Annotated in this window: 12 protein-coding genes and 2 tRNA genes; 10 read left to right on the forward strand and 4 right to left on the reverse strand. The window is 67.5% G+C overall.

The features are described from left to right. Nucleotides 1-46: 46 nt before the first annotated feature. Complete coding sequence (dnaG, locus tag ACFU5V_RS26410; protein WP_378702955.1) at nucleotides 47-1981, forward strand: DNA primase; 1935 nt, start codon at nucleotides 47-49, stop codon at nucleotides 1979-1981. A gap of 15 nt (nucleotides 1982-1996) precedes the next feature. Here dnaG and ACFU5V_RS26415 read toward each other — a convergent pair whose 3' ends face one another. After that, complete coding sequence (locus ACFU5V_RS26415) at nucleotides 1997-2245, reverse strand: hypothetical protein (protein ID WP_037226505.1); 249 nt, start codon at nucleotides 2243-2245, stop codon at nucleotides 1997-1999. A gap of 137 nt (nucleotides 2246-2382) precedes the next feature. Here ACFU5V_RS26415 and ACFU5V_RS26420 point away from each other — a divergent pair. The 9 genes from ACFU5V_RS26420 (at nucleotide 2383) to ACFU5V_RS26460 (ending at nucleotide 8462) form a co-directional block, all read left to right on the forward strand. Next, nucleotides 2383-2455 (forward strand) — tRNA-Asn (locus ACFU5V_RS26420). Nucleotides 2456-2579: 124 nt separating this feature from the next. Further along, complete coding sequence (locus tag ACFU5V_RS26425; RefSeq protein WP_378702956.1) at nucleotides 2580-3755, forward strand: AI-2E family transporter; 1176 nt, start codon at nucleotides 2580-2582, stop codon at nucleotides 3753-3755. Nucleotides 3756-3859: 104 nt separating this feature from the next. Then, a tRNA-Ile gene (locus tag ACFU5V_RS26430) sits at nucleotides 3860-3933 on the forward strand. A gap of 61 nt (nucleotides 3934-3994) precedes the next feature. Continuing rightward, nucleotides 3995-4609: a maleylpyruvate isomerase family mycothiol-dependent enzyme gene (locus ACFU5V_RS26435; protein ID WP_378702957.1), complete on the forward strand. Its 615-nt coding sequence runs from the start codon at nucleotides 3995-3997 to the stop codon at nucleotides 4607-4609. A gap of 78 nt (nucleotides 4610-4687) precedes the next feature. Then, nucleotides 4688-5170 (forward strand): adenosine-specific kinase, encoded by a 483-nt coding sequence (locus tag ACFU5V_RS26440; protein WP_378434276.1) that lies wholly within the window; start codon nucleotides 4688-4690, stop codon nucleotides 5168-5170. A 37-nt stretch (nucleotides 5171-5207) separates the two neighbouring features. Beyond that, nucleotides 5208-5726: a DinB family protein gene (locus tag ACFU5V_RS26445; RefSeq protein ID WP_378702958.1), complete on the forward strand. Its 519-nt coding sequence runs from the start codon at nucleotides 5208-5210 to the stop codon at nucleotides 5724-5726. Nucleotides 5727-5836: 110 nt separating this feature from the next. Next, nucleotides 5837-6964 carry an NDMA-dependent alcohol dehydrogenase gene (locus tag ACFU5V_RS26450; RefSeq protein WP_378434280.1) on the forward strand — a complete coding sequence of 376 codons (1128 nt, stop codon included), beginning with the start codon at nucleotides 5837-5839 and terminating at the stop codon, nucleotides 6962-6964. A 44-nt stretch (nucleotides 6965-7008) separates the two neighbouring features. Next, nucleotides 7009-7824: a serine hydrolase domain-containing protein gene (locus tag ACFU5V_RS26455; RefSeq protein WP_378702959.1), complete on the forward strand. Its 816-nt coding sequence runs from the start codon at nucleotides 7009-7011 to the stop codon at nucleotides 7822-7824. 128 nt (nucleotides 7825-7952) lie between these two features. Then, nucleotides 7953-8462: a DUF3145 domain-containing protein gene (locus tag ACFU5V_RS26460; RefSeq protein ID WP_012688162.1), complete on the forward strand. Its 510-nt coding sequence runs from the start codon at nucleotides 7953-7955 to the stop codon at nucleotides 8460-8462. Between the two features lie 68 nt (nucleotides 8463-8530). Here the strand turns inward: ACFU5V_RS26460 and ACFU5V_RS26465 are convergent, their stop codons facing one another. From ACFU5V_RS26465 to acpM, 3 genes are all read right to left on the reverse strand, one after another. Then, a complete protein-coding gene (locus ACFU5V_RS26465; RefSeq protein ID WP_378702960.1) occupies nucleotides 8531-9964 on the reverse strand; it encodes an acyl-CoA carboxylase subunit beta in 1434 nt (477 codons plus the stop codon). A gap of 96 nt (nucleotides 9965-10060) precedes the next feature. Next, nucleotides 10061-11311: a KasA/KasB family beta-ketoacyl-ACP synthase gene (locus ACFU5V_RS26470; protein WP_378441507.1), complete on the reverse strand. Its 1251-nt coding sequence runs from the start codon at nucleotides 11309-11311 to the stop codon at nucleotides 10061-10063. A gap of 8 nt (nucleotides 11312-11319) precedes the next feature. Next, complete coding sequence (gene acpM, locus ACFU5V_RS26475) at nucleotides 11320-11631, reverse strand: meromycolate extension acyl carrier protein AcpM (RefSeq protein WP_005247839.1); 312 nt, start codon at nucleotides 11629-11631, stop codon at nucleotides 11320-11322. Nucleotides 11632-11724: the final 93 nt, after the last annotated feature.

Genomic DNA, 11724 nt, shown 5'->3' on the forward strand with positions numbered 1-11724 from the left:
CCGAGGCGGAATTCCGGGCTCCGGGAGAGCGCCTAGACTGTCGGGCGTGGCTGGCAGAATCCCTGATCGTGACGTTGCGGCCATTCGCGAGCGCACACGGATCGAGGACATCGTGGGGGAGTACGTCTCCCTCAAGCGCGCGGGCGGCGACTCCATGAAGGGGCTGTGCCCGTTCCACGACGAGAAGTCGCCGTCGTTCCACGTGCGGCCCAACCACGGCCACTTCCACTGCTTCGGGTGCGGCGAGGGCGGCGACGTCTACTCGTTCCTCCAGAAGATCGACCACATCAGTTTCGTCGAGGCAGTCGAGCAACTGGCCGACCGGCTGAACTACACCCTCTCGTACGAGGGCGGCGGCACGTCGGTGCAACGCGACCGCGGCACCCGCGCCCGCCTGGTCGCGGCGAACGCGGCGGCGCAGGAGTTCTACTCGGCGCGTCTGCAGGAACCCGACGCGCAGGCCGCCCGCGACTACCTGACGGAACGGAACTTCGACGCCCAGGCCGCGCAGCAGTTCGGGTGCGGGTATGCGCCCGACGGCTGGGACATCCTCACGAAGCATCTGCTGGGCAAGGGTTTCGACGTCAAGGAACTGGAGGCCGCGGGCCTGTCGAAGGCGGGGCGGCGCGGTCACATCGACCGCTTCCACCGCCGTCTGCTCTGGCCCATCCGGAACCTGTCCGGCGACGTCATCGGTTTCGGCGCCCGCAAACTGTTCGACGACGACACCATGCCCGGCAAGTACGTCAACACGCCGGAAACCATGCTGTACAAGAAATCTCAGGTGCTGTTCGGGCTCGACCTCGCCAAGCGGGAGATCGCCAAGGGGCATCAGGCCGTGGTGGTCGAGGGATACACCGACGTCATGGCGATGCACCTGGCCGGGGTCAAGACCGCCGTCGCCGCCTGCGGCACCGCATTCGGTGAGGACCACCTCTCGATGTTGCGGCGACTGCTGATGGACGACAGCTATTTTCGCGGCGAGATCATCTACACGTTCGACGGGGACGCCGCAGGCCAGGCCGCGGCGATGAAAGCGTTCGAGGGCGACCAGAAGATGGCCGGGCAGACGTTCGTCGCCGTCGCGCCCGAGGGCATGGACCCCTGCGAGCTGCGGCAGAAGTCCGGTGACGCGGCCGTCCGCGACCTGGTGGCGCGTCGCACGCCGATGTTCGAGTTCGTGGTCAAGTCGATCCTCACCGAACACGACCTCGAGACCGCGGAGGGCCGGGTCGAGGCGCTGCGCCGCACGGTGCCGGTGGTCGCCCAGATCAAGGAAGCGACGCTGCGGGACAGCTACGCCGTCCAGCTGTCCGGCTGGGTGGGCTGGGACGACATCGCCGCGGTCCGGCAACGGGTGCGCGACGAGGCACGTAAGCGGGCGTCCACCCGCGGGTCGGTGCCCGCGCCTCCCAAGAAGAAGGCGGCCCGGGACGAGAACCAGGACGCCCCGCAGTTGCCCGTCGGCCTGTCCCGGCCCCGCCCGAACGACCCGACGCTGTGGGCGCAGCGCGAAGCGCTCAAGGGTGCGTTGCAGTACCCGGCCATCGCCGGCACCGTCTTCGACTCGCTGCCGGTGGAGACGTTCACGCACCCGACGTACGTCGTGATCCGCGAGTCGATGATCGCGGCGGGCGGCGCCAGCGCGGGCCTCGGCGGCGGCGAGTGGGTCGACGCGGTCAGCCGGGGAGTCGAGGACGTCACCGCGGCGTCTCTCGTGTCGGAACTCGCCGTCGAACCGTTGCCCGCCGAGGAGGACACCGTCCCGCGATACATCTCCGGCGTCATCGCACGCCTGCAGGAGGTGTGGGTGGGGGAGCAGGTGGCGGAACTGAAGTCCAAGTTGCAGCGCATCTCACCGGCGACGGCGTCGGACGAGTTCCACTCGCTGCTCGGCGACCTCGTCGCCCTGGAGCAGTACCGCCGGAGCCTGCTCGATCAGGCGATCGGCGACACCAACCGGGACGGCATGGCCGGCTGAACCGGCCGCCGTCGGCTATTTCTTCTTGAGCTGGTCCTGGGGAACGAGGATGGTCGTGTCCTCGTCGAGCGGCTTCATCGGTTCGAGCTTCGGCTGGGTGTTCAGCGAGTCGGACAGCTTCTGTCGTGACATCTGCAACACCTTCTTCGTGGCCGGGCTGGTGGCCACGGCCTTGGTGGCCCGGCTGATCTGTTCGTAGCGCGCACGTCCTGCTCGCGTACCCAGCACGTACCCAGCAGCGATACCGATCAACAACCGCATCATTCCCGCTTCCTCCCGACGCACAACGACCGTCCCCATCCTGCCTGATGCATCGACAGGCAGGCGATTTGGTACTGGGGTGGGGCTATGCGCTACAGTTTCTCTCGCATCGCCGGGAACGGCGAAGCACAGCAGAATAATCCCCTGTAGCTCAATTGGCAGAGCTTCCGACTGTTAATCGGACGGTTGCTGGTTCGAGTCCAGCCGGGGGAGCACCGAAACCCCGTCCGGTTCGTCCGGGCGGGGTTTTCTGCTGCGCGCGGCCAATTCGGATCGGTGTGCGTCCCGGGCGAGTACATTCCCGCTGTATCGGCAGCAAGCGATCGCGGGGTGTGCGATGAGCGAGGGCGAGGACGGCGGCGAGACGGCACCGACGCGGCCGGGCGGGCGTTTCGGCACGAGCGACGCCCCGCGGTGGTTGCTGCCCTCGATTCTGTACGTCCTGCTGGCCGTCGCCGCCTACCAGTTGTCGGGGTGGCTGTTCGTCAACCTGCGCGGATTCCTGGGGCTGCTGTTTCTGGCGTGGCTGTTCAGCATCACCCTCGAACCGGTCGTCGACTGGCTCGCGCGCCGGGGACTGCGGCGCGGCCTCGCCACCGGACTCGTGCTGCTGGCACTGTTCGTCTTCGCGATCGCATTCCTGGCGCTGTTCGGGACACTGCTCGCCCAGCAGCTCGCCCAGCTCCTCAAGGCGCTGCCGGGCGCACTGTCCTCCGTCACCGACTGGTCCAATCGTGTGTTCGACACCGACTTCGCGACCGGCGAGGATCTGATCCACCTCACCCCCGAGACCGTCCGGGACCTCGCCGAGCGCTTCACGCCCGGAGTGCTGGGCGTGTTGTCCTCGTTGCTCGGCGTCGTGTTCCAGATGCTGACGCTGCTGCTGTTCGTGTTCTACATGTCCGCGCAGGGACCGGCCCTTCGCCGCACCATCTCGAGCTGGTTTCCGGCGCGGCAGCAGCGGGTCATCTCGGTGGTCTGGGAGATCTCGGTCGAGAAAGCAGGCGGCTACGTCGTGTCGCGGCTCATCCTCGCCGCCATCAGCTCGGTCGCCACCGGCATCTTCCTCGTGGTGATCGGCGTGCCCTACTGGCTGCCGCTGGCACTGTGGACCGGCATCGTCTCGCAGTTCGTCCCCACCCTGGGCACCTACCTCGCGATCGCCCTCCCCGCGATCATCGCCGCGGCGTCCCGGCCCATGGACGGCGTGTGGGTGATCGTGTTCGGCACCGTCTACCAGCAGATCGAGAACTACGTGCTGCACCCGCGCATCACGTCCGCGACGGTCTCGATCCACCCCGCCGTCGCGTTCGGATCGGTGATCGTGGGCGCCTCCCTGTTCGGTGCGGTCGGCGCGCTGGTGTCGGTCCCGGTGGTCGCGGCGATCCAGGCCCTCGTCGAAACGTACGGGCGACGGTACGAACTCGTCGCCGACGGACCGGCGTCGGCCACGTCGGTCGAACAACCCGAACACGCGAGCGACGACAAACGCCGCGATGCCCGGGACGAGTAGGCGTCGACCACGAAAAGCGCTGTCGGGACGGGCTCGTCCCGGCTACGCGCCCGCCGCAGGCGCACGGTAACATCGGCAGGCCGCGATGCGAGTGGTGCGGTGATGGGGCGGTAGCTCAGTCGGTTAGAGCCGTGGACTCATAATCCATTGGTCGCGGGTTCGAGCCCCGCCCGCCCCACCCACTTCCCCGGTCGGTCCGGTCTTCTCGAGTGGGCCCGGATTCGGGCAGTGTGAAGACCATGGAGTTGGCGCGCGAGGAACGGGAAGAATTCGCCGAACTGCTCGCAGGGCTGTCCCCGCAGCAGTGGGAGTCGCCGAGCTTGTGCGAGCGGTGGCGGGTCCGGGACGTGGTCGCGCACGTGATCAGCTACGACGAGCTCGACTTTCGCAGTCTGGCCGCACGGTTCGCGAAGGGCTGGTTCCTGCAGGACCGGGTCAACGAACTCGGGGTCGCCGACCTCGCGGACCGCACCCCCGAGCAGCTGCTCGAGTTGATGCGCGTTCACGCCGAACCCAGCGGTCTGCCTGCCGGTTTCGGTGGGAGGATCGCCCTCGTCGACGGCATGATCCATCAACAGGACATCCGGCGGCCCCTCGAGATTCCGCGGACCATCCCTCCGCGGCGGCTGCGAGTGGCGCTGGACTTCGCACGGTTCGCTCCGCTGATCCGCGGCGCCTGGCGAGCGCGCGGGGTGAAGCTGGTGGCGACAGATCTCGACTGGTCCTACGGCCGGGGACCGCAGGTGAGTGGAAGCGGCGAAGCGCTGCTGATGGCGATGGCCGGGCGCCGTGACGCACTCGGCGACCTTGCCGGCCCCGGCCGGTCGACATTCGCCGCCCACATCGGCGCCTGACCGAGGGCGCAGCACGTGCCGCGTCGTTGTTCTCGGTGCCGGCACGGGGCAGACTGAAAGTCACCCGAGGAGGCCATCGTGGACCTGCAGATCGTGGCGATCGACAAGCCCGACGACATGAACGTGATCGTCGGGCAGTCCCACTTCATCAAGACCGTCGAGGACGTGCACGAGGCGCTGGTGGGGGTGAGCCCGCACCTCCGGTTCGGTATCGCGTTCTGCGAGGCGTCGGGCCCCCGCCTCGTACGCTGCTCCGGCAACGACGACCGTCTCGTCGAGTTGGCCACCCGCAACGCCGTCGCCGTCGGCGCGGGCCACTCGTTCTTCGTGTTTCTGGAGGACGGCTACCCGGTCAACGTCCTGAACACGCTGAAGCGGGTGCCGGAGGTGTGCGGCATCTTCTGCGCCACCGCCAACCCCGTCGAAATCATCGTGGCCGAGACGGAACTCGGCCGGGGCATCGCCGGCGTGATCGACGGGCAACCGCCTGCCGGTGTGGAGACCAGCGCCGACGTCGCCGACCGCAAGGCGTTGCTGCGGACGATCGGGTACAAACTCTGAGCGAGCGACATTCGCCGGGCGCTCTACGATGACCGGCATGGCGATCACCCCCGACACCAAGAACTGGACGTGGGTCCTCGACCGGGCGTGCCCCGACTGCGGGTTCGACTCGGCGGCAACCCGGTACGAGGACATTCCCGCCCTGGTCCGGGCGAACGCGGACGCCTGGTCGCCGGTCCTCACCCGGCCCGACGTGACGGTCCGGCCGGACGAGCAGACGTGGTCGGCCCTCGAGTACGCGGCGCACGTTCGCGACGTGTTCCGGATCTTCGACGCCCGGCTCCGCCTCATCCTCGAGCAGACGGACCCCCTGTTCCCGAACTGGGACCAGGACGAGACCGCGATCGCCGAGCGCTACAACGAGCAGGATCCGGCCGTCGTGGACGCCGAACTGCGTGCGGCAGGCGCCGCGGTGGCGGACGGCTTCGAGGCCGTCCCACCGGAACTCCGGTCGCGGACCGGGCGGCGCAGCGACGGTGCCTCGTTCACGGTGGAGACGCTCGCCAGGTATTTCGTCCACGACCCGATCCATCACCTCCACGACGTGTCGGGGTAACAGTTTCGGATTCCCGGACCCGATTCGGTAGAACGTGTTCCAATTCGGCTCGTTTGTGTCTATCGTCACATCAGCAGATGCGCAGACATGAACGAAGGGTTGGGAGTCACATGAAGACCAAGGGTGCGATCCTGTGGGGCCTGAACGAGCCGTGGTCCGTCGAGGAGATCGAGATCGGCGATCCGGTTGCGGGCGAGGTGCAGATTCGCATGGAAGCCGCCGGAATGTGCCACTCCGACCACCACATCGTCACCGGTTCGATGCCCATGGCGTCCTTCCCCGTGATGGGCGGCCACGAAGGGTCCGGCGTCATCACCAAACTGGGGCCGGGGGTGAAGGACCTCGAGGTCGGCGACCACGTGGTGCTCTCCTTCGTACCCGCCTGCGGACGCTGTCCGGCGTGCTCGGCGGGACATCAGAATCTCTGCGACCTCGGCATGGGGCTCCTGAGCGGGCTCGCGATCAGCGACGGCACGTTCCGCATCCACGCGCGCGGCGAGAACGTCATCCCCATGTGCCTGCTCGGGACGTTCTCCCCCTACATGGTCGTGCACGAGACGTCGGTCGTGAAGATCGACAAGGACATTCCCTTCGACGTCGCCGCCCTCGTCGGCTGCGGCGTCCCCACCGGGTGGGGGTCGGCGACGCGAATGGCAGAGGTGAAGCCGGGCGAATCCGTCGTCATCATGGGTGTCGGCGGCGTCGGCATGAGCGCACTGCAGGGCGCGGTGGCGTCCGGGGCCCGTCAGATCTTCGCCATCGACCCGGTGCCGTGGAAGCGGGAACAGGCGCTGAAGTTCGGGGCCACCCACGCGTTCGAGAGCGCCGCAGCCGCGATCGAACCGATCATCGCGCTCACCAACGGGCTGATGGCGCAGAAGACGATCATCACGGTCGGGGAGATGCGCGGCGAATACGTCGAGGAAGCCCTGCTGCTCACCAGCAAATTCGGCACGTGCGTCGTCACCGCGATGGGCGCGATGACCGACATGGACGTCAAGCTGAACCTGTTCCTCTTCTCGATGCTGCAGAAGGATCTGAAGGGCACCATCTTCGGCGGCGGCAACGCCCGGGTCGAGATCCCGAACCTGCTGGCCATGTACAAGTCGGGGCAGCTGAATCTCGACGACATGATCACCCGCACCTACAGCCTCGAAGGCGTCAACGACGGGTACCAGGACATGCTCGACGGCAAGAACATTCGCGGCGTCATCCGGTACACCGAAGCCGACTGGTGACGGCTCGCCGCAGTTGCTTGGTGCGGCTCTCGTAGTCTGACCGGGTGCAGAGTCTCGATCAGATCGCCCGATGGCCCGTGGACAACGCTGCGGCGGTGGTCCTGTCGCGAGACGAAGGGGTGATCGGCGAGTACGGCGACCAGCAGCGCGTCTTCCCGCTGGCCTCGGTGACCAAACTGCTCTGCGCGTACGCAGTCCTGGTGGCCACCGAGGAGGGGGCCGTCGAACTCGACCAGCCCGCAGGCCCGGAGGGCTCGACGGTGCGTCATCTTCTGGCGCACGCGTCGGGCCTCGCCTTCGACGCGGACCGGGTGCAGACGGCACCGGGACGCAAGCGGATCTACTCGAGTGCCGGCTACGAGGTGCTCGCCGACTTCCTCACCGCGGAGACGTCGATCGACTTCGCCGACTACGTTTCGGAATCCGTGTTCGCTCCGCTGGCGATGACCGCGTCCGCTCTGGTCGGTCCCGCCGGCCACGGAGCGCAGGCGTCGGCCGCAGACCTCGGCCGCTTCGCCGCCGAACTGTTCCGCCCGGCGCTCATCTCGCCTCAGACGTTCGCGGACGCCACTTCGGTGCAATTCCCCGGACTGGACGGAATTCTGCCCGGATACGGCTCACAGCGTCCCAACGACTGGGGTCTGGGATTCGAGATCCGGTCGGGCAAGAGCCCGCACTGGACGGGCACCGGCAACTCGCCGCAGACGTTCGGACACTTCGGTCAGTCCGGCACGTTCCTCTGGGTCGACCCGGCCGCGGGACTCGCGTGCGTCGCGTTGACGGACCGGGACTTCGGCGACTGGGCCAAGCCCGTGTGGACCGAGCTGAGCGACGGTATTCTCTCGGAACGCGAAAGGTGAAGACACACCGATTGCTCGAATCACTGGCGCAACACAGGCATCACAGGGCACACTGGTCAACCGAGCGTGCTGCACACACCGACTGAGGCCGTTGGGGAAGACGTCCCTCGTCGAAGCAGGAGGCTCGAGTGCGCGCATTGAATCAGTTCGCGGACGTGACGGCTGGTGTTGTCTACATCCACTCGTCGCCAGCCGCGTTGTGCCCCCATATCGAATGGGCGCTGACCGCGACCCTCGACTGCCGAGCGAACCTGAAATGGACCTCGCAGCCGGCCTCCAACGGCGTCCTGCGCGCGACCACCAACTGGGTGGGGCCCGTCGGCACCGCCTCGCGGTTGGTCAACGCGCTCCGCGCCTGGCCGATGCTGCGCTTCGAGGTCACCGAGGACGCCAGCGAGGGCGTGGACGGCGAACGGTTCAGTCACGTGCCCGGTATGGGTCTGTGGCACGGATCCACCAGCGCGAACGGCGATGTCGTCGTGGGGGAGATGCGTCTGCGGGCACTGATGGAGGCGGGCGGTGACATCGCCGCCGAACTGGACTACGCCCTCGGAACGGCCTGGGACGAGGCGCTCGAGCCGTTCCGCAGCGGCGGCGAAGGCGCCGAGGTCACCTGGCTGCGCCGCGACGTCGGCTGATCGCGCTCACGGACGCGAAAAGGCCCCCACCGTCGCCGGTGGGGGCCTTCTCTCGATCAATGCTCAGATCACAACGGGATGTTCTTGTGGTCGCCGCGGGTGGCGGGGGCCGCGGCGAGGGCGGCGGTGACGACACTGCGCGTCTTGGCCGGGTCGATCTCCTCGTCCACCACACCGATCGCAACGGCACGGTCGACGCCACCGGCGATGCTCTCGTGCTCCACGGCCAGCCGCTCGTGCAGGGCCTCTCGCTCTTCTTCCGGCGCCGCGGCCAGGGCCCGCTTGTGCAGGATGCCCACTGCCGCCTTGGCACCCATGACTGCGACCTCGGCGTCGGGCCACGCGTACACGGCGGTGGCACCGAGAGCGCGGGAATTCATCGCGATGTAGGCGCCGCCGTAGATCTTGCGGGTCACGACCGTCACCCGGGGCACGGTGGCCTCGGCGAACGCGTGGAGCAGTTTGGCTCCGCGGCGCACGACGCCTTCCCATTCCATGCTCACCCCGGGGAGGTATCCCGGAACGTCCACGACCACGACCAGCGGGATGCCGAACGCGTTGCACAGCCGGACGAAGCGAGCCGACTTCTCGGCGCTCTCCGAGTTCAGGCACCCACCCAGGCGGAGCGGGTTGTTGGCGATGACACCGACGGTGCGGCCACCGAGGCGTCCGAGCCCGGTGACGATGCTGCGGGCGTAATTGCCCTGCAGTTCCTCGAAACTCGACTCGCCCTCGACGTTGTCGAGAAGTTCGTGCACGATCGGGCGGACGTCGTAGGCGCGCTTCGCCGACTCCGGCATGAGCGCACGGAGATCGGTGTCGCCGTGCGCGGCCGCGGCCTGATCGAACTCGCCCTGCTCGCAGAACATGGACACCAGGCGGCGTGCCCGGTGCAGCGCGTCACCCTCGTCGTGGGCGGCGATGTGCGCCACACCCGACTTCTTGGTGTGCGTGTCGGGGCCGCCGAGCGACACCATGTCGACCTGCTCGCCGGTGACGCTGCGGACCACATCGGGTCCGGTGACGAATACGCGGGCCTCGGGCGCCATGATGACGACGTCGGTCAACGCGGGACCGTATGCCGCTCCACCGGCCGCGAAGCCGAGGACGACGGAAATCTGTGGGACGCGGCCGGACGCGCGGACCATGGCCTCGAAGACCAGTCCGACGGCGTGCAGGGCCTCGACGCCCTCGGCGAGACGCGCGCCACCCGAGTGCCAGAGCCCGACGATAGGGGCATCTTCCTCGAGGGCGGTATCGATCGCCGTCACGATGTGCTTGCAGCCCTCGACACCCATGGCGCCGCCCATGACGGTGGCATCGGAGCAGTAGGCGATGGTGCGGACACCGTCGATGTTGCCGGACGCGGCCAGCACACCGGACTTGTCACGCGGATGGAGTGGGACGACCGTCCCGGCGTCGAACAGCTTCTCCAGGCGCGCAAGGGGATCGCGCGGATCGACCGACGCATCGGACTTCGTCGCGGGTGCCAGGATTGTCATCGCGTCCTCCTCTGTAGCGGGCCCCTCGTGGGCTGTCGATGGGTGGAGACCCCTTCACTGAAGGGGTCTCCACCCGCGATCTAGCAGGACCGGCTGTCAGGCCCGGCCGAAGGCGAGCGCGACGTTGTGCCCACCGAAACCAAACGAGTTGTTGATCGCGAAATCGATCTCGCCGTAACGGGCTTCGCCCTTGACGACATCCAGGTCGATCTCTGGATCCTGATTCTCGAGATTCAGCGTGGGCGGAATGACTCCGTCACGCAGACTCAGGACCGTGAGCACCGCCTCGAGCGCACCGACGGCGCCGATCGAGTGCCCCAACGCGGACTTCGGTGCGTACACCGCAGCATGGTTGCCGACGGCAGCCTTGATGGCGTTCGCCTCGGCGGTGTCACCGATCGGCGTGGCCGTGGCGTGCGCGTTGATGTGCTGGATGTCCTTCTTCGTCAATCCAGCAGTCTCGATCGCCCTCGTCATGGCCCGCGCAGCGCCCGAACCCGAGGGGTCGGGAGCGACGATGTGGAACCCGTCGGAGGTGATCCCCGCGCCCATCAGCCGGGCGTGGATGGTGGCGCCGCGAGCCTTGGCGTGTTCCTCGGTCTCGAGGACCATCATCGCTCCGGCCTCACCGAACACGAAGCCGTCGCGATCCTTGTCGAACGGCCGTGAAGCCGCCTTCGGATCGTCGTTGCGAGTGCTCAGCGCGCGCATCATCGCGAAACTCGCGATCGGCACGGCGTCGAGGTAACCCTCCACACCACCGGCGACGATGATGTCGGCGTCGCCCATCACCAGCATGCGGTACGCATGGGCGATGGCCTCGGAACCCGAGGAGCAGGCCGATACGGGAGTGATCACTCCGGCGCGAGCCCCCAGTTCGAGTCCGACGGTGGCCGACGGACCGTTGGGCATCACCATCTGGACGGCGAACGGCGACACCTTGCGGTAGCCACCGGCCTTCATCTTCTCGACGGCGTCGATCAGAGCCTCGCCGCCGCCGAGCCCGGTGCCGATCACGACGCCGAGGCGATCCTTGTCGACCTCCGGGCTGCCCGCGTTCTCCCAGACCTGACGGCCCAGGACGAGCGCCAGCCGCTCGACGAAGCTCATCCGCCGGATCTCGACCCGGGACAGCGACTCGTCGGGCGACACCTTCAGCTTGCCGCCGATCGTCACCGGAAGGTCGTTCTCCGTGACGAACGCTTCCTGGATGGTGTCGATGCCGCTCTCGCCGGCCAACAGGCCTTTCCACGTGGCATCCACGTCACCAGCAATCGACGTCGTAGCCGCGAGGCTGGTGACGACGATGTTGGGGAACTGTCTCCCGTTGGTCGAGGCGGAAGTCACGGCTGAGCTCACTCCTCGTCGTTCTTGGCAGCTTCGAGCTTGGCCTTCACGGCCTCCGCGTCGGCGCCACCTTCTGCTTCGAGCTTCTGGATGTAGGACACGGCGTCACCGACGGTGCGCAGTCCGGCGAGATCCTCGTCGGGAATCTTCACGCCGTACTTGTCCTCGGTCTGGACGGCGATCTCAACCATGGAGAGGGAGTCGATGTCGAGGTCGTCGACGAAAGACTTTTCGATGGTCACCTCGGACGGCTCAATACCGGTGACCTCCTCGATGATCTCCGCGAGTCCGGCGATGATGTCTTCCTGGGTGGCGGCCACTGAGTGGCTCCCTTCTGATTCGATGTAGATGTATCTGGAGTTGTGCAGGCACGTCCCCATCGGCCGCGCCTGCGGGCCCTGCACGCACCGAGG

Source organism: Rhodococcus sp. NPDC057529 (assembly GCF_042802055.1).
In the GTDB taxonomy this organism is placed as follows: Bacteria; Actinomycetota; Actinomycetes; order Mycobacteriales; family Mycobacteriaceae; genus Rhodococcus_F.